Here is a 22,644-nt window from a genome sequence, read left to right as displayed (position 1 = left end):
GTCAGTAGATCAACTCGTCGTCGCCGGAGGCTCCGGCCAGCATGATTTCGCCGCGCGCCGCCAGATCCTTGGCGACCTGCACCATGGTCATCTGGGCGGAGTCGACGTCCTTGAGCCTGACGGGGCCCATGGATTCCATGTCCTCGCGCATGATCTTGGATGCGCGCTCCGACATATTGGTAAAGAACATCTCCCGCAGCGGCTCGGACGCGCCCTTCAGGGCCAGGCCCAGGGAGTCCTTTTCGACCGCACGAAGCAGGGTCTGGACGCCGCCGGGGTCGAGCTTGGACAGGTCTTCGAACACGAACATCAACGCGCGGATCCGCTCCGCCGATTCGCGGTTGCGCTCCTCCAGCGCGCCGATGAACCGGGCCTCGGTCTGGCGATCGAAGCTGTTGAAGATGTCGGCCATCATTTCGTGGCTGTCGCGCTTGGACGTCCGGGCCAGGTTCGACATGAACTCGTTGCGCAGGGTCTGCTCGATCTTGTCCAGGATCTCGCGCTGCACGGGCTCCATACGAAGCATCCGCTGGACGCACTCCAGGGCGAAGTCCTCGGGCAGGCTGGTCAGGACGCGGGCGGCGTGGTCGGGCTTCACCTTGGACAGCACGACGGCGACGGTCTGGGGGTATTCGTTCTTCAGATAGTTGGCGAGGACCGCCTCGTTCACATTGCCCAGCTTGTCCCACATGGTGCGACCGGCGGGACCGCGGATTTCCTCCATCAGCCCGTCGACGCGATCAGCCGGCATGAAGGAGGCCAGCAGACGCTGGGTCTGCTCGAAACTGCCCATGACCGCGCCGGAACCCGCCAGGGACACGAACTCGACCATCAGTTCCTCGACCACGGCCGCGGTCACATTGCCCAGCGACGACATGGCCTGGGAGATTTCCTTGACCTCGTCGTCGTCCAGGCCCTGCCACAGGCGGGTGTGCTCCTCGCCGAGCGCAAGCAGGATGACCGCCGCCTTTTCAGGACCGGACAGCTGTTTGACGTCATCGACGGACGCCCTCTTGGAACCGGACCGCGCGGCCATCAGCCTTCGTGCACCCAGCTGCGGAGAGTCGCGAGCGACTCATCGGGATGCGAATCGACGTAGTCGGCGAGCTTCTTGATCGAGGAGGCCTTAACCTGACCCTCGACGCGGGCGATGTCGATGCGCTGCTCTATCTCGGACGGAGCACCCAGCTGCCCCATCTCTCCGCCGACCATCGAGGTCTCAAGCGAGGTGACCGAACCTTGCCCTCCACCCGCCAGCGCCATCTGCTGGCCCCCGCCGCTGCCCGAAGCGCTCTTCAGCAGCGGGCGCAGGACGAAGAAAATCAGCAGCAGCGCCGTGACCAGCAGCACCAGCAACTCGACGCCGCGCATGATGTCGTTCTTGGTGAAGTTCAGCAGGGGCGATCCGCTGTCGGTTCCGCCGGCTGTGACGAGAGCATCGCGGTTGAAGCGGACGTTCGTCACCCGGACCTGGTCGCCGCGCTCCTGATTGTAGCCCATGGCGGCCTTCACCAGATCCTCGATCTGGGTGATCTCCTCGGCCGTGCGGGGGGCGTAGGTCGGCGCACCGCCCGGCTGGGCCGCCGGAGTCAGCTTGCCGTCCACGGCCACCGCGACCGACAGCTTCTTGACCTCGCCCGGTTCCTTGACCGTGGTCGTCGTAGTGTTGGAGATCTCGTAGTTGGTGGTCTCGGTGCTGGCACTTTCGGTCGAGCCCTGGGGCGTTGTGGCCGGGGGGGGGGCACCGGGGATGTTGTTGGTCGCCGTGACCCCTCCGTCGTTGACGGCGGTCGTGTCCTGGGACTGGCTGCCGTTGGTCGAGGTCGAGCGGACGACCTGGCCGTCCGGGTCGTACTTCTGTTCCTGGGTCGTGGAGCGCGTCATGTCGATGTCGGCCGTGACCTGGACCCGCGCGGCCCCGGCTCCCACGACGCCCTCGACCAGATCCTTGATCCGCTGCTGCAGCTGGGCCTCGGTCGCGCCCTTGGCCTCTTCGGCGGTGGAGGAGGTGAAACCCTCCTCGTCGTCGGCCGCGGCCAGGGTCTGGTTCGTCTCGTCGACGACGGTGACCTTGGTGGGCTTCAGATTGGGGACCGAGGACGCGATCACGGCGCGGATGGCGCGGACCTGATCGGTCGACAGCTTGCGCCCGCCAAGGCCCACGACGACGGAGGCGGTCGGTTCGGCTGCGTCCTGCTGGAACAGTTCGCGCCTGGGCAGGGCGATGGCGACGCGGGCGGACTGGACGCCGCGCATGGACATGATGGTACGGGCAAGCTCGCCCTGCAGGGCGCGCTGTTCGCTGATCTGTTGCTGGAACTCGGTCTGGCCCAGCACCGACTGGGTGTCGAACAGCTCGTAGCCGACCGAGCCTGAGGTCACGAGCCCCTTGCCGGCCAGCATCAGTCGCGCTTCGCCCACCTGATCGCGGTTGACCATGATGGTCGAACCGTCACCGCGCGTGGTGTATTTGATGCCGGACTGTTCCAGTGAGGCGGTGATCTCGCCGGCCTCACGCAGGTCCAGATTGGAATACAGAAGCGCATCCGGGGCCTGACCGACGCGCAGCATCACGGCGACGAGGACGGCAGCCACGCCCGCGCCGACGCCCAACACCATGGCGAGGCGGCCGATCCCGAATCTCTGCAACGCCGCCGTAAAGCCGCCCACGCAACCCCGCCAAATACTGTCGCGGGAGCCCAGACCCCTCCGCTAGGCAGAAACTGCCGCCCGTGTGGTTAACGGCGGTTTAAGTGGCGCGGTGAACGTCGAGAAAGTCCCCGGTTTCGCCCCCCGGGGTTCGCCCCGTCGGCCCCGGGCCGACGATTCAGAAACGGTCTTTTCGCCCCGGTGCCATTCTGGCGTCCAGTTGCGCAAGGACATCCGACGCCCGCGACGGCAAGCTCGTGCCCGGATCGCCCAGGATGGCCGCGACGTCCCGGAACACGACCTCGGCCTGGAGGTCGCGGTTCAGCAGGTGCCAGCCATCGGGGTAGAAGGCCGTGCGCAGCCCGGGCCGATCCCCCGCCCGGATCAGGGCGCGCCGCAAGGGCCCCGGCTCGATGATCTGGTCGTGAGCGCCATACATCAGCATCGTCGGGACGCGGACCGAGCCCAGCGCGCGCGACGCACTCTCCATCAGATCGACGAGCCCGGACAGGGTGTCGAAGCGGGTGGCGCGGATAAACAGCGGGTCGGTGCCGTTCGCAACCAGTTCGGCCAGATTGTCCGTCGCCCGGATGTGGCGCACGGCCCAGTCCGGAGCCTCCACCGCCCGCGAGCCCAGCACGCGCGCCGCGGCCCACAGGCTGGCGCGGTTCACGACGTTCTGGCTGGACCAGCCCCAGACGGCGGGGGCGAGCAGGATCGCCTGATCGGAAGCGGGCGGACGATCCGAGGCGAAGGCCGATATGGCGACGGCCCCGCCCATGCTCTCGCCCACCACCGCGATCCGGGCATTCGGGTGCCGGGCGCGGACCAGGGAGACGACGGTGCGCAGATCCTCGACCATCACCGCCTCCCCGGCCCAGATCCCGCGCCCCGGTGCCCGGCCGAAGCCCCGCTGGTCATAGGCATAGGTGGCGATGCCCTGTTCGGCCCACCACGGCCCGGCCAGGCGCCAGGCCGCCGAATGGTCGTTCATCCCGTGCAGGGCGACGAGCACGGCCCAGGGATCGGCTTGCGCAGGCGTCCACAGGCGATACGGCAGGCGCGCGCCGTCCTGGACGATGAAGGCATCGGGTTCGATCAGGGGGCCGCTGAAGTCGGGCCCGGGCGTAAGTCCTAGCTGGACATGGGGCAAGGCGCAGGCCCCGAGCCCCAGCATCAATCCTGTCAGCATCGTCCGGCGGATCATCGGCCCAGCATGCCCCGAACCCTCTGGCGAAGATACGGCACGACCTCGGCCTCGAACCACGGATTGCGTCGCAGCCAGGCGGTGTTCCGCCACGAGGGATGCGGCAGCGGCAGGATGGACGGGCCATAGTCCCGCCAGGCGCGAACGGTCCCGGTCATGCCGGCCTTGGCCCGATCGCCGAGCGCCCAGACCTGGGCGTAGCCGCCGACCAGCAGGGTCAGCTCGACCTGCGGCAGCGCCTCCAGCAGGCGGGGCCGCCACAGCCCGGCGCACCGGCGTGGTGGAGGATAGTCACCCCCCTTCGGCGCGGTGCCGGGGTAGCAGAAGGCCTGGGCCGCCACGCCGATCCGGTGATCGGCATAGAAGGTCTCATAATCCACACCCATCCAGTCGCGAAGCCGGTCTCCCGACGGATCGGTGAACGGCAGGCCGCTTTCATGAACGCGCCGTCCGGGTGCCTGGCCGCAGATCAGCAGGCGGGTTGCGGGAAAGACGCGAACCACCGGGCGTGGCGTGTGCGGCAGTTCACCCAGGCAGGCCCGGCAGGCGCGGATGTCCGAAAGGACTGCGTCCAGATCAGGCGAAGTCGTCATCGACCCCGGGCTTGGGCGGCAGGGCGGCAAGCGCTGTGGCCGTCTCGGCCTCCGTCGGCAGGCGCAGACGGGTCACGCCCCGAAAGTTCGTGGGGTCCACGACCTTGCCCTTCTTGGTGATGGTCAGGCGGCCATGGCGCATCAGGTGCAGGGCCGTCGCCCGGACCTTGGGCAGGACGCGCTGCCACTGCTCGGTCTGGATGTGCTTGGCCACGTCCGCGGGCTCGACGGACTTGCCGCCGACGCCCTTGGGGTCTGCCTTCGCCAGGGTTTCAAAAATTGCCGCTTCGATTGGATCGCTCATCGGGCCTATATGCTGCACTGCAAGATCAAAAAGAAGGCCGAGTTCGAAATGGTGGACAAAGTCACAGTGACCGAGGGCGAGTTCGCCGGCTGGCAGACCTACGACCTGCACGGCACATTCGACCAGGTCGTCGGACCATTCTATTTCAGGCCGGACCCCGACGGGCGCATGCGGTGCGCCTTCCGGGCCGAGCCCAAACACATGAACGCCGGTGACCGGATGCACGGCGGCTGTCTGATGACATTCGCCGACATCGCCCTGTTCCAGACCGCCTATCAGGAGATGGAAGGCAAGAACGGCGTGACGGTGCAGCTGGATTCGACGCTGATCGACGGAGCCTATGTCGGCGAATTGATCGAGGCGACGGGTGAGGTCGTCCGCGCGGGCGGGGCGCTGATTTTTGTTCGTGGGCAGATCACGACGGGCGAGCGTACGCTGATGACCTATTCCGGCATCATCCGGAAGTTCACGCCGCGCTGATCAGATCCCCGCCTTCGCCGCCGGGCGGGCGCGACAGGCGTCGAGCCAGCGGGCCAGGTGGATGAACTCTTCGGGCGGCCGGTACTTGACCATGCGGGCGAAATCCAGCCCGACCGCCCCGACGATATCCGCGATGGTGAAACGGTCCAGAGCGATGAACTCATGCTCCGCCAGATGCCGGTCCAGGGTCTTCATGAACCGCTCGGCCGACAGACGGTTGTAGTCGGCGACCTGGGGCTGCGGGGTGGCCTCCAGCACTGCCAGCGCCGGATGGGTCAGACGCACGTTCAGCATGATGGGGTTGGCGAGATAGAACTCGCAGCGACGGGTCCACATCTCGACGATGGCCTGTTCGCGAGGGTCGTGACCGAACAGGTTCGGCTCAGGATAGAGCGCCTCCAGATAGCGGCAGATGGCAACGGACTCGGACACCACCGTGCCGTCGTCCAGTTCCAGGGCGGGCACGTGGGGAACGCCGACCCTGGCGCGGTATTCCGGCGTCTTGTGGTCCCCGGACATGATGTCGACCTGGACGATCTCGACGTCCTCGATGCCCTTTTCGGCCATGACCCAGCGGACGCGCCGGGGGTTGGGCGCGCGGAAGGAGTCGTACAGCTTCATCGGATCAGCCTTTGCGGTTCAGCCGAATATAGAGGCGGGCATCGCGCCCACAACCGCCGCCGTCATCAGGGTGGCCAGGAAACCGGCGAACAGCGCCTTCCAGACCATCCCCAGCACCTCTTCGCGGCGCTCTGGGATCAGGACCGACAGGCCGGTGACCGTGATGCCGACCGAACCGATGTTGGCGAAGCCGCACAGGGCATAGGTCATCAGCATGCGGGTCCGCTCGCTCATGTCGCCGACCGGGATCTTGCCCAGTTCGATGAAGGCCACGAACTCCGTGAGCGTCAATTTGGTGCCGAGGAGCCAGCCCGCCTTGCCGGCCTCCGACCAGTCCACCCCGACCAGCCAGGCAACCGGCATGAACAGCCACCCCAGCAGGCGCTGGACCGTCACATGGTCGCCGAAGATCCAGAAACCGCCCAGCATCAGGTTGACCAGGGCCACCAGGGCCACGAACACGATCAGCACCGCCGAGATGTTCAGCACCACCATCAGACCATCGGCCGTGCCCTTGACGATGGCGTCGATGGCCGAGTCGTACTTCAGGGCCGAGCCGTAGTCGGCGACCTGTCCCCCCTCGCCCGGTTTCTCAGGGATTATGATGCGGGCGAGCAGAACGCCGGCCGGGGCCGAGACGATGGATGCGACCAGGACGTGGCCGGCCGCATTGGGCAGGGTCGCGGACAGGATCGAGGCATAGGCGACCATGGTCGAACCGGCCACCGTCGCCAGGCCCACCACCATCATCAGGAAGATCTCGGACCGGGTCAGCTTGTCCAGATAGGCGCGGATGACGATGGGGCTCTCGATCATGCCGAGAAAGATGTTGGCCGCGACCGCCAGGGCCGAGGCCCCGCCCAGACCCATGGTCTTCTGGAACAGGACGCCGAATCCCAGCGTCAGCCACTTCAGGATTTTCCAGTGCCACAGCAGAGCGGAAAGCGCCGAGATCACCAGGATCAGCGGCAGCACGTTGAACGCAAAGGTGAACAGCCCACCCGCGTTGGTCACCGCATAGGGCTGATCGCCCCCGGCCAGATAGCCGAACACGAACTTCGTGCCCTCGGCCGTGGCCAGGGCCAGGCCATCTACGGCTCCGGTCACGGCCGCCAGCACGCCCTGGGATCCCGGAATGGCGAACAGCGCGAGCACCAGCGCCGCCTGCACGCCAATCGCCCCCAGCGTCAGCCGCAAGGGAAATCGCGCCTTGTTCTCCGACACCAGCCAGCAGACGGCGACGATGGCGACAAGGCCGCCCAGGCTCTGGAGGTTCAGTGCGCTGAACATGAAAGGTTCCGTCCGGCCCCCTGCCGGCCCATTCCGTTGAACCGAACCCGGCCCCTCTGGCAAGGGCGAGAGTCCTGGAGAGAGAAAAAGTGACTCTCACGTCTCCAACGGCCCCTCCGGATCGAAGGTTCGGGATCACCTTAAGGGGCGCCGGCGTCAATATCGGTCGCACCCGGGATCGGCGATCACGACCGCCCACCGGGGCGAGCGGCCGCTGTCGACGTCAGGTCTGACGCCGCACCAGCTTGCCGTAGTCGTCCATCAGGGTGAGCGAGATGTCGCCCGGCGTGAACGTGTATTCGCCGATCGACTGGACCGGGGTCACCTCGGCGGCCGAGCCGGTCAGGAAACACTCGGAGAAGGTCGACAGTTCCTCGGGGCGAATATGGCGAACAACCACCTCGATGCCCTTCGATTTCGCGATGTCGATGACGGTCTGGCGGGTGATGCCGTTGAGAATGTGGGTCACGTCGGGGGTGTGGATCACGCCGTCCTGGACGAAGAAGACATTGGCACCCGTGGCCTCGGCGACGTAGCCGCGCCAGTCCAGCATCATGGCGTCGGAGAAACCGCGCCGCTCGGCCGCGTTCTTGGACATGGTACAGATCATGTAGAGGCCGGCAGCCTTCGCCGTCGTGGGGGCGGTCATCGGATCGGGGCGGCGCCATTTGGCCCACTCCAGCCGGATGCCCTTCTTCTTCACTTCAGGGTCGAAATAGCTGGGCCAGTCCCAGACCGCGATGGCGACGTGGACCTTGTTGTTCAGGGCCGAGACGGAGGTCTGTTCCGGCCCGAGGTAGGCGACGGGGCGGACGTAGGCGTCCTCCATGCCCATGCGCGCGCAGGTTTCCTTGCAGGCCGTGTCGATCTCGGCCACGCTATATGGCAGCGTAAAGTCCAGAAGTTCAGCGGAGCGGGCCAGACGCTCGGAATGCTCTGTCAGCTTGAAGATTTCCCCGCCATACATACGCTCACCCTCGAACACCGACGAGCCGTAGTGCAGAGCATGGGTCAATACGTGCGTTTTCGCTTCCCGCCAGGGCACGAAATCACCGTCCATCCAGATCCAGCCATCACGATCGTCGAAAGGAACCAAGGCCATTGAACAACGTCTCCCGCGCAGATTGCTCGCTTAGAACGCTCGAAACGCCCGAGGTCAACGCCGTGCGCGCGGGAATGTTCGCATGAGCAGCAGCCGGTCAGGGCCTGTGGCGGGTGCCGGCGTCGGTCGTCACCTGCTGATCGTCGACGACGACGACCGGATTCGCGAGTTGCTGAAAGAATATCTGGCGCGCGAGGGCTATCGCGTGACCGGGGCGGCCCACGCCGCAGCCGCCCGTCGCCTGATGGAGTTGATCGAGTTCGATCTGGTGGTTCTGGACGTCATGATGCCGGGCGAATCGGGGCTGGAGCTGACGACCTGGGTACGGGGCAAGGCGCAGCTGTCGAGGACCCCCGTCCTGCTGTTGACCGCGCGCGGCGAGGCGGCGGACCGGATCGACGGCCTGTCGCGCGGGGCCGACGACTATATGGCAAAACCCTTCGACCCCAGGGAACTGGCGCTGCGCATCGATGCGATCCTGAGGCGGACGGGGGTCAAACCGATCATGCCGCGCGAGATCCGGCTGGGCACGGCCATGTTCGACCTGGAACGGCTGGAGCTGACGCGCGACGGCGCGCCGATGCGGTTGACCGAGGCCGAGGCGCAGCTGCTGAAGACCCTGGCGCTGCATGCCCATGCCCCGGTGGAGCGGATGGACCTGTCGCCGGATACTGCCGACATCACCGGCCGCGCCGTGGACGTTCAGGTCACCCGGCTGCGCAGAAAGCTGGAGGCGGACCCGAAGAACCCGCGCTATCTGCAGACCGTGCGGGGCGTGGGCTATATGCTGGCCCCGGACTGAGATGCGCCTGATCCCCTTCCCCGTCGTGGCGCGCGTTCTGAAGCGCCAATTGCCGACGACGTTGTGGGGGCGGTCGTTGCTGATCATTGTCCTGCCGATCCTGATCATGCAGGGGGCAGTGACCTGGGCCTTCTTCGACATGCACTGGCAGACCGTCACGGCGCGCCTGTCGGAGGGCCTGGCCGGCGACGTGGCCTGGGCGGCCGAGAGCTATCGCGACGAACCGACGCCCTCCAACCTGGCCGCGATCGCCGACCGGGGTGAACGGTCCATGCAGCTGTCGATCGCGCTGCGACACGATGCCAGGTTACCAGAGGAGCAGCGACGCGGGCTGATCGGGATCGTGGACCGCACCCTGGAGGCCGCTCTGGCGTCACGGCTGGACCAGCCCTTCTGGTTCGATACGACCCGCTATCCCGCCTATGTCGACATTCAGGTGCAGCAGCGCGACGGGGTCTTGCGGATCATCGCGCCGCGCGAGCGGGCGGTGGCGACCCAGGCCCACATCTTCGTATTGTGGCTTATGCTGGCGACGGTCCTGCTGATGAGCGTGGCGATCCTGTTCATCCGCAACCAGGTCCGGGCCATCGAGAGGCTGGCCGAGGCGGCAGAGGCCTTCGGGCGGGGCGAGATGTCGCCCAAGTTCAAGCCGCACGGCGCGCGCGAGGTGCGTCAGGCCGCCGCCGCCTTCCTGGCCATGCGCGACCGGATCCAGCGCCATATCGAACAGCGGACGGCGCTGCTGGCCTCCGTCAGCCACGATCTGCGCACGCCCCTGACCCGGTTGCGGCTGGAGCTGGCCCTGGCCCCGCAGTTCAAGCGTCAGAGCGCCATGAAGGGCGACCTCGACGAGATGGAGCATATGATCGACGAATACCTGGCCTTCGCAAAGGGCGAGGCTGGCGAGGCCCCGCAGCCGGTGGATGTGGCGGCCCTGCTGAAGGCGACGGGCGAGGACGTGAAACGCGCCGGAGCCGAAGTCGAGATCGCCGCGCCAACCAGCCTGACCGCGTCCCTGCGGCCCCTCGCCTTCAAGCGAGCCCTGGCCAATCTGGCAGGCAATGCGGCGGCGCATGGCGAGCATGTCCGGTTGACCGCGCGGGCCCTGGCGTCCGGCGGGTTCGAGATCGCGGTCGAGGACGACGGACCCGGCATTCCCGACGACCTGCACGAGGAGGCCTTTCGCCCCTTCAGCCGGCTGGACGAAAGCCGGAACCAGAACCGGAAGGGTGTCGGCCTGGGTCTGGCCATCGCGCGCGACGTGGCGCGTGGGCATGGTGGGGACATAACGCTGGCGCGCAGCGATCTGGGGGGACTGCGGGCCCTGATCCGGCTGCCCGGCTGATCCCATCACATTGGTGGGATGGCACTGGTCAAGGACCTGCATATAGCCCATCTTCGGTCGGCAGCATTGCAGGAGATCGTCATGCGTCGCTTCGCCTTCATCGCCCCCCTGGCTCTGGTCGTCGGACTGGCCGCATCGCCGGTTCTGGCCCAGAGCCCGCGGATCAACGTCACGGTCGGTGGCGACCTGACCCAGGAGGTTCGAACCCTGGGTCAGCGTGAAGTGGATGCGCAGATCGCCCGATTGACCGAGGTGGTCGCGCACGAGCTGGCGATAACGGGGGCCTTGCAGGGTGCCGAGATCAATCTGGTTCTGACGGACCTCAAGCCGAACCGGCCCACGATCGAACAGGCCAATGCCAGGCCCGGCCTGTCGGTCATCGACAGCATCTCCATCGGCGGGGCCACGATTGAGGGAGAGGTCGTGACCGCGGACGGTCAGCGCCTGCCGGTCCGATATTCGCGGTACTCGACGTCGCTGGATGAGGTGATCGAGTATGGACCCTGGAACCATGCCGATCGCGCCTATGTCCGGCTTGCCAGAAATCTGGCGTCAGGCCGACTGGTCTCGCACTAGGGACTTTGCGCGCCGGATCGCGGCCTGGACGGCGGCGCGGCCGGTCATTTCGATGCCGGCGTCCTGCAGCGCCTGCAATCCGGCCTGCGTCGTGCCCCCGGGGGAGGCGATGCGGCCGATCAGATCGTCCAGACTGGCTGTGGTTGCCGCTCCTGCTCCGGCCGAACGCAGAGCGCCCCGAGCGAGGCGAGCAGCGGCGTCAGGCGATAGCCCTGCATCGGCACCTGCGACCGTCAGCGCCTGAGCCAGCGCGTAGAAGAAGGCGGGGGCGGACCCGGCCACAGCCGTTGCGGCATCGATCAAGGCTTCCTGCCCCAGATCGACCGTGTCGGCGATCGGGGCAAACAGGAGGTGGGCCAGGGCCCGGGCTGGCGCATCATCGGACCAGATGGCGGCGACGCCCTGGCCCAGCGCGACGGCGGTCGTCGGCATGACGCGGACGACCGGATGTCCCGGCAGCACCACCGCGATATCGGCCGCGCGAACGCCGGCCATGACGGAAACAACAGTGGCTCCAGACGGCAGCGTTGCCGCCATTGGGGCCAGGGCCTCGCGCCAGACGGCGGGCTTCAGCGCGATCACCAGTGCCCGCGTGTCGGCTGGACAGACCGGCGGGACGGCTCGGGTGAGGATGGCGGGGTCCATCACCGTGCCCGTCAGCCGCCATCCTTCGGTGATGGCCGACCCGAGCCGGCCGTGACCGAGAAGGGTGACCCCGCCGACGGCCATGTCAGGCCGTGCCGACGGTCTCGAACAGGCAGGAGTCGATCGCGTCCTGGGGCTTCTTGTTGCCGCGGATCATGAAGTCGAAAGCCGGATAGTAGCGGTCCGAAGCCTCGACTGCGGCATCGATCATGGACGCGGCCTGGGCCAGGGTCGGGCGTTCGCCGTGCGGCAGGGCCAGCGAGTGACGGAAGACGATCTCGCCGTCCTCGGCCCAGACCTCGAAATGACCCATCCAGGTGCGCTGATTGACCATGGAGACCAGCTCATAGGCCGCGTTCCGTCGGGATTTGGTCGCGCGAAGGTCCAGCGCGCAGCACAGTTGAAGGCAGTCTCCCTCGGGCCGCCAGGCAAACCACAGCTCATAGTCCTTCCAGTCGCCGGCCAGGGCGAAGGCCAGGTCGCCGTCGTCGGTCCGGTCGAACGGCAGATTCTCGGCGTTCAGGACATGCTCGACCACATCCAGCGGATCAAAGGGGGTGTCGGTTTCGTGGCCAACAGCATCCATCAGGTAAACTCGATCTCGCGGGAGGTCGGCCGCGACTCAGCGGCCTTGGGAAGACGGTAGGCGTGTTCGCGGATTCGGCTCAACCGGCTGCGTCGGGAAGACGAGTTCCGTCTGTGGACGTTCCCGTTTTCGGCGCTTTAGGCTTGGCCGTAGCCGCCTTCTGAAGCTCGGCGACCTCGGCGCGCAGCGCGGTGATCTGGGCTTTCAGCACATCGAACTCGTCGCGGCGGACCAGATCCATCTCGGCCGCAATGCGGTCGGACTGGGCGCGAAAGGCCGCCCTGGCCTCATCGCCGGCCGCCTGGGCCAGGCCCATGGCGCTGGTCGACAGCTTGGCGAACTCGTCGAGGAAGGGGTTGCGGGTCTGCATGATCGTCTCCGGCCCGGGGCGGCGGGCGTCGTTAAGGGAGGGTTGCCTGATATGGTGAACGAAACCTTACCCGGCCACCCCTGAATAAGCCCAAACGGGGCTGAAACGTGTCACGCTCGCGTGACGCATCGACCCTTGCTAAAGGGCTGCGACAGCCGTTTCAGGAGCGCCGCGCTTGCCCTTTCCCGAGTTCGACCCGGTCCTGATCCACCTGGGCCCCTTGCCGATCCGCTGGTACGCCCTGGCCTATGTGATGGGCATCGTGCTGGGCTGGGTCTATGCGGCCAGGATCCTCAAGAGCCCGCGCGTCTGGCTTCCGGGCAGGCCCCCCATCACCACGGTGCAGCTGGACGATCTGGTGCTGTGGATCACGCTGGGAATCATCCTGGGCGGTCGGTTAGGCTATGCGCTTTTCTACAAGCCGGTCATGTATGCCCAGCTGTTCACCGGACAGGACTGGGGCGAGCGCCTGGAACTGTTCCAGCTGTGGACCGGCGGGATGTCGTTCCACGGTGGGTTCCTGGGTGTCTGCATCGCGGTCTTCTTCTTTGCCCGGAAGCACCAGGCCAACCTGCTGAGCCTGGGCGACGCTGTCGCACCGGTCGTTCCGATCGGTCTGGCTTTCGGACGCCTGGCCAACTTCATCAATGGCGAGCTGTGGGGCCGCACGACCGACGTGCCCTGGGCCATCCGGTTCTGCAACGCACGGATCGAGCAATTGTACGGCTTCTGCCCGGCGGGCAACGAACCCCGCCACCCCAGCCAGCTGTATGAGGCGGGACTGGAAGGACTGATGCTGCTGGCCGTGCTGTCGCTCGCGGTCTGGAAATGGCGGCTGCTTAGCAAGCCCGGCTACATCACGGGCCTGTTCCTGGTCGGATATGGCCTGTCCCGGGCCTTGCTCGAGACCGTGCGCCAGCCGGACGTGGGGCTGGACCAGCTGCCCTTTGGCCTGACCATGGGCATGATCCTGTCCATCCCGATGATCCTGGTCGGGGTCTGGCTGATCCGGCGGGCCTGGATGCGGCCGCCGGCGGTGACGGCGGAGTCGGTCGAGGCCTGAGACCATGGCGCTGAAGGACCGGCTGGCCCGCGAGATCGCCCTGACCGGGCCGATGACGGTGGCCGACTATGTCACCCGGTGCCTGCACGATCCGACCGACGGCTATTACGCCACACGCCCGGCGCTGGGCGAAAGCGGCGACTTCATCACCGCGCCGCTGATCAGCCAGATGTTCGGCGAACTGATCGGACTGTGGGCGGTCGAGACCTGGCAGAGGCTCGGGGCCCCCGAACGGTTCCGGCTGGTCGAGGTGGGCCCCGGCGACGGCACATTGATGGACGACGCCCTGCGGGCGGCGCGGGTGGTGCCCGGATTCCTGGAAGCCTGCGACCTGATCCTGATCGAGCCGAGCGGGCCGCTGCGGGACGTCCAGGCACGCAGGCTGGCGCAGGCCGACGTCTCGCCACGCTGGATCAGGACGCTGGGCCAGATCGACACCGATGCGCCGGTCATCCTGATCGCCAACGAGGTGCTGGACTGTCTGCCCGCGCGTCAGTTCGTCCGCACCGAAGGTGGCTGGGCCGAGCGGCGGGTGGGGGTCACGGACGACGGCGATCTGACGTTTGGACTGGTCGGGATCACGGGCGGCTTCGAGCGGCCGGGGTTCGAGGTGGAGCCCGGTCAGGTGATCGAGGCCTCGGAGCAGCAGGCGACCTTCGGGCGTGACCTTGCGGTCCTGATGGCCGAGGCTTCGGGCGCGGCACTGCTGATCGACTATGGCCGCGACCGGCCCGGTGTGGGCAATACGCTTCAGGCGCTACGGCGACACACGAAGGTCGATGTGCTGGCGACGCCGGGCGAGGCCGACGTCACGCAGTGGGCGGATTTCCCCGGCGTTCTGGAGGCGGCGGTCCGGGCCGGGGCGGACGTCACCGGCTGCGTCGGACAGGGCGACTTCCTGCGGCGGCTGGGGATCGAGGCACGGGCCGAACGGTTGGCGGCAGGACGGCCCCATGCCGCGCCGATGATCGGCCGCCAGCTGGCCCGGCTGACGGCCCCGGACCAGATGGGCGACCTGTTCAAGGCAGCGGCGATCTTCTCGCCCCGCAGTCTGGACGTGCCGGGGTTCGGGACATGAGCGGACCGGTGCCGATCTCCCATCCGCTGCTGACGCAAGGCGGCATCCGGCACGGGTTCTTCACGCGGCACGGCGGGATCTCCACCGGCCTGTATGAAGGCCTGAACACCGGGCTGGGGTCGGCGGACGATCCGGCGGCGGTGGCGGAGAACCGCAGACGGGTGGCCGGGGCCATGGGCGGCGGACCGGACGATCTGGCGGGTTGTTACCAGATCCATTCCGCCATCACGCGCGTCGCCGACGGCCCCTGGCGCGGGGACCGGCCCGAGGGCGACGCGGCGGTGTCGAGGACGCCCGGCGTGATCTGCGCCGTCCTGACCGCCGACTGCGCTCCCGTGCTGCTGGCCGATGCCGAAGCGGGCGTCGTGGGCGCAGTTCACGCCGGCTGGAAGGGGGCGCTGGGCGGCATCGTCCATTCCGCCGTGACGGCGATGGAGGCTCTGGGAGCGCGGCCGGGCCGGATCGTCGCCGTGGTCGGCCCCTGCATCGCCCAGCCGTCCTATGAGGTCGGGGCCGATTTCCAGGCGCGGTTCGAACACCACGATCCGGGGTCGGGCCGGTTCTTTGTGGCCGGTGTGGCTGCGGACCGCCGCATGTTCGACCTGCCGGGCTATGTGCTGTGGCGGCTGGAACAGGCGGGCGTCGGCGCGGCGGCCTGGACCGGCCACGACACCTGCGCCGACGAGACCCTCTTCTATTCCAACCGCCGGGCCTTCCAGCGCGGCGAGCCGGACTTCGGGCGGCTGATGTCGGCGATCAGTCTGGATTGAGGTCTTGAGGGCCGCAGCTAGCCGGCGAGGTTTTCCACGTCATCGCCGAATTGCGCCCAGCCCGCCTGACAGACGGCCGGCACCGGAACCCGATCAGCGGAGGGCGTGCCCGGGCCTTCGCAGGTCCGGGGGCCGCCGGGCGTGTCGAAGGCCACGCCGGTCCATCCTTCCGGGACTCCCTCTTCCTCGCAGACCCAGAGCGCCGTGCCTGCGGGCAGGCTGGCCACGATCTGGGCGGACTCGTCTGGCGCATCGCGGATCAGGACGAAGCGGCCGGGCTTGATCCGGGACAGGCCCGCACACGCGTCCAGACCGGGCTCTCCGCCCATCATGACAGGGCGGGATTCAACCCCGTCGTACCCGACATCAGCCGACGGCGGGCTCGCGCAGCCCTGCATCAAGGCCAGAGCGGCGGACAGACCCAGAAGGCCACGGAAATTGTTCATACCCGGCTCCCTGCCAGAAAAAGTCGGCCTTCGAGGATCCAGTCGATCCCCAGTCTTGTGGCCACGGCCGACAATACGGCTGCATTCACCTCTTAGACAGCCCTTTGCGATAGGAAAATCGCTCGATACCCGTGTTCGGACTGGAGGATCAGCTTTGGTCAGGGTCTTCCGGCGTCCACGCGGTTGATAAACACGGATCAAAGTATACTGTTGGTCGGAAATCAACAGGAGGAAGTGTCATGAAGAAAACCGGTTTGGCCATGGTGCTCGTCGCACTCACCGCGACTCTGGCCAGCCCGTCGTTCGCCCGAAATCTGGTGGCGTTTGATGAAGACACCCCCATCGACGTCGAACAATATTGCCAGGCCAACCATGACGCCAGCGCCTCGACAATCAGCGACGAGGATCCCTACTCTTGGTACTGCGGCGACAGTGAGCAGACCCTTACCGACGACGACATGGCCGCTGCCTGTGATCAGCAGTACGGGGCCGGCTGGGTGCCGGTTCTCGGCAACGAGCTGGACGCCCATAGCTGGACCTGCACCTTCGAAGGCTGACGGGCTTCGATCGGGAGACCGTGTTGACGTCGTCGGCGAGACCGGCCGCTGCTGAATGGTTCGTTGCCCGGTAAAGCACCGGGGCAGGCACTTCTCGCCCGACGCAAATTTCCCTGGCAGCCGCGCGTCGCAGGCCCCTTCCCCCCGGCTTGACAGCAACAGCCTGTTTGGTCGGCCAGCCGAGGAATGGTCGGTTTTCCGGCCTCAAGCCGGGCGGAATCTTCAGTTTCAGGATGCGCTGGCAACCGGCGTCCTGGCCTCGGCGTTCGAAGTCATCATGCCCGCCACCGGCGGGCCGCCGCTCAGACCTTCCACGTCGTCGACCCGCCAGCCATCGGTTTCCCTTACCAGAACGCAGCTGTGCGGCTGACCATTGCCCGGGACGACGTCGACCCGCGCATGGGTCGGATCGATGACCGCGGTCGAAGCCCGGACCAGGAGGGGGAGCCAAAGCCGCTCGTCGCCGGTCTGGACGGCGGATGCCGCCCGTCGGCGACAGCACCGGGCGCACCGACGAAGACTCCCGATCGAACCGCCGCCGGATCGTGCCCATCGACTCGCCGACCTTCCGGCGATCCCTGATTTCTGCCCGCGGGCCCGGGCGGCAGCGGACAGGTCGATGCGGCCGGTCTCGGTGTAGGTCTCGCGGGTCTGATCGCGGCGATCTCGTCAATCCTGGGTCATCGGGGCGTTACTTAAGTACTGATAAATATCGACCCATTGGGTGTCGTGACGTCATGAGTATTTTTGCAATATACTGATACTTCTGATGCATCGGATTTTAACGACCCATTATAAAATATTCGTTAAGTATAAATATTTTGTTTATAGATAGATTCCTCTTATTTTAGCAATTTTGCGATATGCGATCAGAGAGCAAAAAGCTCCCGGCGGTCAAAACGACGGTCGGACATCTTTAGAAGAGGATTGTCGTCATGCCGATAAACAGCGTGAATACAAATACGGGTGCCTATACCGCACTCCAGAATTTGAACGCCACGAACCGCGACCTGGATAACTCCCAGAACCGGATCAACACTGGCAAGAAGATCAACAACGCCAGGGACAACGGTGCCATCTGGGCTATCGCCCAGCAGCAGCGCTCGGAAGTCACCGCCCTGAATACCGTTAGGGAAAGTCTGGCGCGGGGGTCTTCGGCCGTCGACGTCGGCCTCGCTGCCGGCGAGACGGTCTCTGACCTCCTGGTCCAGATGAAGGACAAGGCCCTGGCCGCGACCGACAGTTCGCTGAACACGGCTTCGCGTGCCGCCCTGAACGAGGATTACAAGGCACTCCGCGATCAGATCACCACCGTGGTCGCCAACGCGTCGTTCAACGGCCTGAACATGCTGAACGCCACGACCGGCTTCAGCGCCCTGTCCAACTCGACCGGCACCGCCATGCGCGTCAAGGGTGAAATCCTGTCGCTGAACGGTGGCAATGTGACCGTGACCGCGACCTCCAGTATCGGCACCCGGACCCTGGCCACCGCGCAACTGACCGCGGTCAACACCTCGATCAACAATGTCTCCTCTGCCCTGGCGCGCCTGGGTACGGGCGCCAAGCAGTACGATACCCACTCGACGTTCATCACCAAGCTGTCCGACGCCGTGGAGAACGGCATTGGCAACCTCGTCGATACGGATCTGGCGAAGGAAAGCGCACGATTCCAGGCGCTGCAAACCAAGCAACAGCTGGGCGTGCAGGCTCTGTCGATTGCTAACCAATCGTCGTCGATGCTGCTCGGCCTGTTCCGATAAGCAAAGCCGGAAGGGCGGGGCGTCATGCCCCGCCCGAAGGTTTCCCAAGACCTGCGTGGCCGCTCGCATAGCGCAGCAGCTCAACGCGCATCTACACGGCCCCGGTCCCTCGAGGGCCTTGGAGCCTGAGCGTGATTCACGCTTTCGCCTGGACCGACGACATGGGTCCACCTCAAATGATCATGCCCTGGAACACCCGGCGCTTCCGTTGACGCATGGATGCCCAGCGACGGGTTCATCACCGTGCCCACAGCGGGCCACAGCGAACACGACGGGATCAGGACCGCGGTGCCATCGCCGATCCCTTCCTTCTGGCTCGACGTCTCGCCGAAGAGAGGACAGGCGGCGACGCCGCCGAACGGCCTAGGGTCGGGACTCATTTGGCCCAGTAGCAGACGGTCGCGGCGATGAGCACGCCGGAGAGGTAGTTTGCTGCGAGCTTGTCGTATCGGGTAGCGACCCGGCGATAGTCCTTAAGCCTGGACCAAAGGCGCTCGACGGTGTTGCGCTGGCGATAGGCGACGACGTCATAGGGGATGGGTCGTTTTCGCGATGTTGTGGTCGGGATGACGGCCTCGGCGCTTCGCTCGGCCAGGCGCTTCCTGAGGTGGTCGGCATCATAGCCCCGATCAGCCAGCAGCTTGCGGAACGGCCCGGCGGCCTCGATCAGGGCGTGGGCCATGGTGATGTCGTTGGTGTTGCCGGCGCTGAGCAGCAGCACGCGAGGCCGTCCCTGATCATCCACCAGCCCGTGGATCTTGGTCGTCCGACCTCCTCGCGACCGGCCTATGCTCTGGACGAAGGCCCCCCTTTAGCGCCCGCCGCCGAGCGGTGGGCCTTGACCGAGGTCGAGTCGATGGCGGCGCTGGAGTAGATGCCGCTGTGGCCGGTCAGGGCCTTGAAGATGTCGTGCCAGATGCCTTGGCGGCTCCAGCGGTTGAAACCGGTTGTAGACTGTCGTGTACGGCCCGTACTCGGCCGGGCAGTCACGCCAGCGCGCACCCGATTGAAGCATATGGATGATTCCGGAGATCACACGGTGATCATCCACTCGTCGCGCGCCGCGACGACCGCGAGGCAGATGGGGCTCGATCCGTGCCCACGCTTCGTCATCCAGCCAATAGAGCTTCCGCATTCAAGGACTCCTTCCGGAATCCTTGAATCAGAACAACTGAAAGACGGCCAGGACTTATTGAGTACGGACCCTAGCCCTCGGCGTCGCCCTCGACGACGCCGCTTTGGAAGTAGGGTTCGACCGGGCCCTGCAGCTTGACGGTCAGGGCATTGCCCTTGCGATCGACGCGCTTGCCGACGGCCAGGCGGACCCAGCCTTCGGAGACGCAGTATTCGTCGACATTGGTCTTTTCCTCGCCCTTGAACCTGATGCCCACGCCGCGCGCCAGGACTTCGGCGTCATGGTGAGGGCTGGCGGGGTTGACCGAGAGGCGGTCGGGGGGCGTGTCGGACATGGCGGGGCCTTCGAGCGGCGGGGCGGAGCGGAGGCGGGTGATACCCCTCCCCGCCCCCGGTGCCAACCGTGGGGCGGCGTTTACTGCACAGACTGGCGCGGCGCGGTCGGGTTGGACGGCGGGGACGTCGGCGTCGACGGGGCGTAAGGCTGCGGACCGGTCGTCGCCGAGGCCTGGTTGGCGGCCGGCGCACGGGGGCTGGACCGGGTCGGGGTCGTGGGTCGACGGGTCTGACGGGGGGTCGGGCGCGTCTGGGGTGCACGGTTCGCGGCCGGCTGGGTCGTCGGCGGCGTGGCGGCCGTGGTGCTGGAGGCCGGCGTGGTGCCGGCCGGCGTGGGTGCAAGCGGAGTCGTCGCGGCGGTCTGGGTCGGAGCCGTGGTCGGCGGCGGGGTGGCGGCCGCAGCGGCGGCGCGCGCGGCCAGCTGCTGGGCCTCGAAGCGGCGGGCCAGTTTCTCGGTCAGCTCGCGGGCAGCGGGAGCCGGCATCTGGGCCAGGATGGCCGACAGACCGCGCGGGCGCATGGCGGCGGCGATGGGCAGGCGCACACTGTCGTCCAGGGTTTCGAAGACGGCGGCGGCCTCGCGCGGGCGCATGGCGGAATAGACGGCGACAAGCCGTTCGGTCTCGGCCCTCTGGCGCGCATCGACCTGACCCAGCAGGCCCTGGACCTCGGCCTTGATGGCGTTCAGGGCCTGGATCTTTGCATCCAGCTTGGCCTCGGCGGCGACCATCAGCGGCAGGGTGGTGGCGAAGTCGGCGTCGCGGACGTCGAGTTCGGTGCGGCGGGCGGACAGGGACTGGATGATGCGCAGCTCGGCCGGCGAGATACCCGCCTGCTGGGCCAGCTGTTCCGGCGTCAGGGCGCAGACGGCCGGTGCGGGGCGGGGCGCGTTCGGCGCGGCAGCGGCCTCGCTGACGGCGGTGGTCGCCTCCTCGGCCCATGCCTTGGCCCCGTCGAACAGGCCGGGGCCTGCCCCGACAGCGCGCACGGCCACGACCCCGCCGATGGCGATGGCGATGAGGGGCAGTAGGCGGGGCAGCTTGGCCATTGTCGTCGATCCAGTGGTCTCGCCCCGCACGTCGACCGCCCCCAGGGGGCGGACATCGGGGCACTAAAAATTCAGGCGGCGAAGAGGTCGTCGTCGAGGCTAGCCTTGGTGCGGTTGAGGCTTTGCTTCGGGGATTGGTTAGCGGTCAGGGCGTGCAGGATGGCCTGGACGTTGCCAGCACCAGCGGCGGCCTTGGCGGGTGACGCCATACCCTGGATGCGCTCGGCAAGCGCGGCCATGCGGAAGGCGCGGTCGTCGGGATCGGGAGTGGGGGTGGGGGTTGGGGCGGCACTGACGGTCTCCCTCCCCCCGCGGGGGAGGGTCGCCGCGGGCCGACCGGGCGGGGCCGGCTGGGCGATGCGCGCGCGATCGGAGTCCGGCTCGCCTTTCCCGCCCCGTCCGGTCTCCGCCTCGCTTCGACCGCCTCCCCGGTTCGCAGGCGAACCTTCGTCGACCCCGTGCCGGGGAGGGAGAGGTGCATTGCGTGCCCCTTTGGCGATCAGCTGTTCCAGGTCGGCCTTCAGCTGCCGCGCCTTCAGGATGCGATCATGCAGCAGGTCGGCGTCCTCGCCGGAGGCGCGCAGGGAGGCCAGGGCACTCTCGGCCCGGCCACAGGCGGCGTTCAGTTCGGTGACGGCACCGGCGAAGGCAAGCTGGCCGGCGCGGAGCTGGGTCAGCTTCCTCTCCAGCCGTACGCCATAGCCGAGGGCGGCGACCAGCAACAGCATAAGCACGGCGTCAAGGATCATGCCGGTCATTTCAGCGCCTTCCCCTGGTGAGACTGTTGGCCACCTCGATACTGATGGGGGCATCGACGCGCACGGCGATATGCTGGCCCTTCCGGCCCATCTTGCCGGTCGTGACGGGAATCGTGCCGCAGCGGATCGAGACGTCGGACTCCGGCGTGGCGTTCAGCATGAAGGTGTCGCCGACCTTCAGGTTCAGGACGGTGGACAACGACGCGGATTGCTCATCCAGCACGGCGCGAACCTCGGTTTCGGTCGTCCAGAGCTCGGTGGCCAGGTGGCCTTCCCAGATGTTGTCGCGGCCGAACTTCTCGCCCATGAACTGCTGCAGCAGCAGCTTGCGGATCGGCTCCAGCGTCGCATAGGGCAGCAGGAGCTCAACCCGCCCGCCGCGGTCTTCCATGTCGATGCGCAGCTTTACCAGAATGGCCGCGTTTGCAGGGCGCGCGATGGCGGCGAAGCGGGGATTGGTCTCCAGCCGGTCCAGGTTGAGGCGGACCGGAGTCAGGGGCTCGAACGCCGCCTGGGCATCGGCGAGGATGACCTCGACCATCCGCTGGACCAGCACGCGCTCGATCGTGGTGTAGGGACGTCCCTCGATGCGGAGCGCCGCCGTGCCGCGACGGCCTCCCAGCAGCACGTCGACGATCGAATAGATCAGGTTGGAATCGACGGTCAGCAGGCCGAAATTGTCCAGTTCTTCGGCCCGGAACACCGCCAGGATGGCCGGCAGGGGGATCGAGTTCAGATAGTCGCCGAACCGGATCGAGGAGATGTTGTCGAGGCTGACCTCGACGTTGTCGGAGGTGAAGTTGCGAAGGCTGGTCGTCATCAACCGCACCAGGCGATCGAAGACGATCTCCAGCATCGGCAGCCGCTCGTAGCTGACGAGCGCGGAGTTGATGATGGCGCGGATGCCGGTCCGTTCGGTGCTATCCTCGTCGCCGAGGTCGAAGCCGAGCAGGCTGTCGATCTCGTCCTGGTTCAGGACGCGTTCGGCCGCCCCGCCCAGGCGGTCTTCCGCGAAGGTCTCGGCCTCAGCGAAGGGTTCGGCCGCGGCGAGGGGACCCGGCTCGGTGTCGGCAACGCCCGTGTCAGACATCAGGCGCGCCTGTGCCGGGTGGTGATGAGCTCAT

General features: G+C 66.9%; 25 protein-coding genes and 1 pseudogene. 9 read left to right on the top strand and 17 right to left on the bottom strand.

The window, feature by feature from the left end:
* Position 1: 1 nt before the first annotated feature.
* From fliG to HZ989_RS05745, 5 genes are all read right to left on the bottom strand, one after another.
* The gene (fliG, locus tag HZ989_RS05765; protein ID WP_209322671.1) at positions 2–1,036 is read right to left on the bottom strand and encodes a flagellar motor switch protein FliG; all 1,035 of its coding nucleotides are present in this window, start codon (positions 1,034–1,036) and stop codon (positions 2–4) included.
* The gene (gene fliF / locus HZ989_RS05760; RefSeq protein WP_209322670.1) at positions 1,036–2,670 is read right to left on the bottom strand and encodes a flagellar basal-body MS-ring/collar protein FliF; all 1,635 of its coding nucleotides are present in this window, start codon (positions 2,668–2,670) and stop codon (positions 1,036–1,038) included. The genes fliG and fliF overlap by 1 nt, the downstream gene beginning before the upstream one ends.
* A 157-nt stretch (positions 2,671–2,827) precedes the next feature.
* Positions 2,828–3,856: an alpha/beta fold hydrolase gene (locus HZ989_RS05755; protein WP_209322669.1), complete on the bottom strand. Its 1,029-nt coding sequence runs from the start codon at positions 3,854–3,856 to the stop codon at positions 2,828–2,830.
* The gene (locus HZ989_RS05750) at positions 3,853–4,449 is read right to left on the bottom strand and encodes a uracil-DNA glycosylase family protein (protein ID WP_209322668.1); all 597 of its coding nucleotides are present in this window, start codon (positions 4,447–4,449) and stop codon (positions 3,853–3,855) included. Before HZ989_RS05750 ends, HZ989_RS05755 begins: the two co-directional genes overlap by 4 nt.
* Positions 4,433–4,753 carry a DUF3253 domain-containing protein gene (locus HZ989_RS05745; RefSeq protein WP_209322667.1) on the bottom strand — a complete coding sequence of 107 codons (321 nt, stop codon included), beginning with the start codon at positions 4,751–4,753 and terminating at the stop codon, positions 4,433–4,435. The genes HZ989_RS05750 and HZ989_RS05745 overlap by 17 nt, the downstream gene beginning before the upstream one ends.
* 48 nt (positions 4,754–4,801) lie before the next feature.
* Between HZ989_RS05745 and HZ989_RS05740 the strand changes: the two genes are divergently transcribed.
* A complete protein-coding gene (locus HZ989_RS05740; RefSeq protein WP_209323052.1) occupies positions 4,802–5,233 on the top strand; it encodes a PaaI family thioesterase in 432 nt (143 codons plus the stop codon).
* Here HZ989_RS05740 and HZ989_RS05735 read toward each other — a convergent pair whose 3' ends face one another.
* The 3 genes from HZ989_RS05735 to HZ989_RS05725 form a co-directional block, all read right to left on the bottom strand.
* Complete coding sequence (locus HZ989_RS05735) at positions 5,234–5,854, bottom strand: glutathione S-transferase family protein (RefSeq protein WP_209322666.1); 621 nt, start codon at positions 5,852–5,854, stop codon at positions 5,234–5,236.
* 18 nt (positions 5,855–5,872) lie between these two features.
* A complete protein-coding gene (locus HZ989_RS05730) occupies positions 5,873–7,144 on the bottom strand; it encodes a NupC/NupG family nucleoside CNT transporter (protein WP_209322665.1) in 1,272 nt (423 codons plus the stop codon).
* 223 nt (positions 7,145–7,367) lie between these two features.
* Entirely contained in the window at positions 7,368–8,246 is an 879-nt protein-coding gene (locus HZ989_RS05725) for a branched-chain amino acid aminotransferase (RefSeq protein ID WP_209322664.1), read from the bottom strand.
* A gap of 82 nt (positions 8,247–8,328) precedes the next feature.
* On the opposite strand from HZ989_RS05725, the gene HZ989_RS05720 reads away from it, so the two are divergent.
* The 3 genes from HZ989_RS05720 to HZ989_RS05710 all read left to right on the top strand — a co-directional run bounded on the left by HZ989_RS05720 (position 8,329) and on the right by HZ989_RS05710 (position 10,969).
* Complete coding sequence (locus HZ989_RS05720) at positions 8,329–9,048, top strand: response regulator (RefSeq protein WP_209322663.1); 720 nt, start codon at positions 8,329–8,331, stop codon at positions 9,046–9,048.
* A 1-nt stretch (position 9,049) separates the two neighbouring features.
* Positions 9,050–10,393: an ATP-binding protein gene (locus HZ989_RS05715; RefSeq protein ID WP_209322662.1), complete on the top strand. Its 1,344-nt coding sequence runs from the start codon at positions 9,050–9,052 to the stop codon at positions 10,391–10,393.
* Positions 10,394–10,474: 81 nt separating this feature from the next.
* Positions 10,475–10,969 (top strand): hypothetical protein, encoded by a 495-nt coding sequence (locus HZ989_RS05710; protein ID WP_209322661.1) that lies wholly within the window; start codon positions 10,475–10,477, stop codon positions 10,967–10,969.
* Here the strand turns inward: HZ989_RS05710 and HZ989_RS05705 are convergent.
* The 3 genes from HZ989_RS05705 to HZ989_RS05695 all read right to left on the bottom strand — a co-directional run bounded on the left by HZ989_RS05705 (position 10,946) and on the right by HZ989_RS05695 (position 12,570).
* Entirely contained in the window at positions 10,946–11,698 is a 753-nt protein-coding gene (locus HZ989_RS05705; RefSeq protein WP_209322660.1) for a pyrroline-5-carboxylate reductase, read from the bottom strand. The genes HZ989_RS05710 and HZ989_RS05705 overlap by 24 nt on opposite strands.
* 1 nt (position 11,699) lies before the next feature.
* Complete coding sequence (locus tag HZ989_RS05700; RefSeq protein ID WP_209322659.1) at positions 11,700–12,200, bottom strand: YbjN domain-containing protein; 501 nt, start codon at positions 12,198–12,200, stop codon at positions 11,700–11,702.
* A gap of 79 nt (positions 12,201–12,279) precedes the next feature.
* A complete protein-coding gene (locus HZ989_RS05695) occupies positions 12,280–12,570 on the bottom strand; it encodes an accessory factor UbiK family protein (RefSeq protein ID WP_209322658.1) in 291 nt (96 codons plus the stop codon).
* A 175-nt stretch (positions 12,571–12,745) separates the two neighbouring features.
* Between HZ989_RS05695 and lgt the strand changes: the two genes are divergently transcribed.
* From lgt to pgeF, 3 genes are read left to right on the top strand one after another with little or no spacing between them, the layout of a single operon-like run.
* Positions 12,746–13,633: a prolipoprotein diacylglyceryl transferase gene (lgt, locus tag HZ989_RS05690; RefSeq protein WP_209322657.1), complete on the top strand. Its 888-nt coding sequence runs from the start codon at positions 12,746–12,748 to the stop codon at positions 13,631–13,633.
* Positions 13,634–13,637: 4 nt separating this feature from the next.
* Positions 13,638–14,711 carry a class I SAM-dependent methyltransferase gene (locus HZ989_RS05685; protein ID WP_209322656.1) on the top strand — a complete coding sequence of 358 codons (1,074 nt, stop codon included), beginning with the start codon at positions 13,638–13,640 and terminating at the stop codon, positions 14,709–14,711.
* A complete protein-coding gene (gene pgeF, locus HZ989_RS05680) occupies positions 14,708–15,481 on the top strand; it encodes a peptidoglycan editing factor PgeF (RefSeq protein ID WP_209322655.1) in 774 nt (257 codons plus the stop codon). The genes HZ989_RS05685 and pgeF overlap by 4 nt, the downstream gene beginning before the upstream one ends.
* A gap of 17 nt (positions 15,482–15,498) precedes the next feature.
* Here pgeF and HZ989_RS05675 read toward each other — a convergent pair whose 3' ends face one another.
* Entirely contained in the window at positions 15,499–15,927 is a 429-nt protein-coding gene (locus tag HZ989_RS05675; RefSeq protein WP_209322654.1) for a hypothetical protein, read from the bottom strand.
* Between the two features lie 239 nt (positions 15,928–16,166).
* Here HZ989_RS05675 and HZ989_RS05670 point away from each other — a divergent pair, with 239 nt between their 5' ends.
* Both HZ989_RS05670 and HZ989_RS05665 read left to right on the top strand, forming a co-directional pair.
* A complete protein-coding gene (locus HZ989_RS05670; protein WP_209322653.1) occupies positions 16,167–16,484 on the top strand; it encodes a hypothetical protein in 318 nt (105 codons plus the stop codon).
* Between the two features lie 935 nt (positions 16,485–17,419).
* Positions 17,420–18,244, top strand: coding sequence for a flagellin (locus HZ989_RS05665; protein ID WP_209322652.1), 825 nt, complete (start codon positions 17,420–17,422; stop codon positions 18,242–18,244).
* A gap of 376 nt (positions 18,245–18,620) precedes the next feature.
* Here HZ989_RS05665 and HZ989_RS05660 read toward each other — a convergent pair.
* The 5 genes and pseudogenes from HZ989_RS05660 to fliM all read right to left on the bottom strand — a co-directional run bounded on the left by HZ989_RS05660 (position 18,621) and on the right by fliM (position 22,610).
* A pseudogene (locus HZ989_RS05660) lies at positions 18,621–19,379 on the bottom strand (IS5 family transposase).
* 70 nt (positions 19,380–19,449) lie between these two features.
* Positions 19,450–19,713, bottom strand: coding sequence for a DUF3297 family protein (locus HZ989_RS05655; RefSeq protein WP_209322651.1), 264 nt, complete (start codon positions 19,711–19,713; stop codon positions 19,450–19,452).
* A gap of 80 nt (positions 19,714–19,793) precedes the next feature.
* Entirely contained in the window at positions 19,794–20,762 is a 969-nt protein-coding gene (locus HZ989_RS05650) for a MotE family protein (RefSeq protein WP_209322650.1), read from the bottom strand.
* Positions 20,763–20,833: 71 nt separating this feature from the next.
* Positions 20,834–21,511: a DUF6468 domain-containing protein gene (locus HZ989_RS05645; RefSeq protein ID WP_245162471.1), complete on the bottom strand. Its 678-nt coding sequence runs from the start codon at positions 21,509–21,511 to the stop codon at positions 20,834–20,836.
* Positions 21,512–21,521: 10 nt separating this feature from the next.
* On the bottom strand, positions 21,522–22,610 hold the full coding sequence (fliM, locus tag HZ989_RS05640; RefSeq protein ID WP_245162470.1) for a flagellar motor switch protein FliM: 1,089 nt from the start codon (positions 22,608–22,610) through the stop codon (positions 21,522–21,524).
* Positions 22,611–22,644 lie beyond the last annotated feature (34 nt).

It is taken from the genome of Brevundimonas sp. AJA228-03, assembly GCF_017795885.1.
Classification (GTDB): domain Bacteria; phylum Pseudomonadota; class Alphaproteobacteria; order Caulobacterales; family Caulobacteraceae; genus Brevundimonas.
This window is presented reverse-complemented; position numbering and strand designations above follow the sequence as displayed.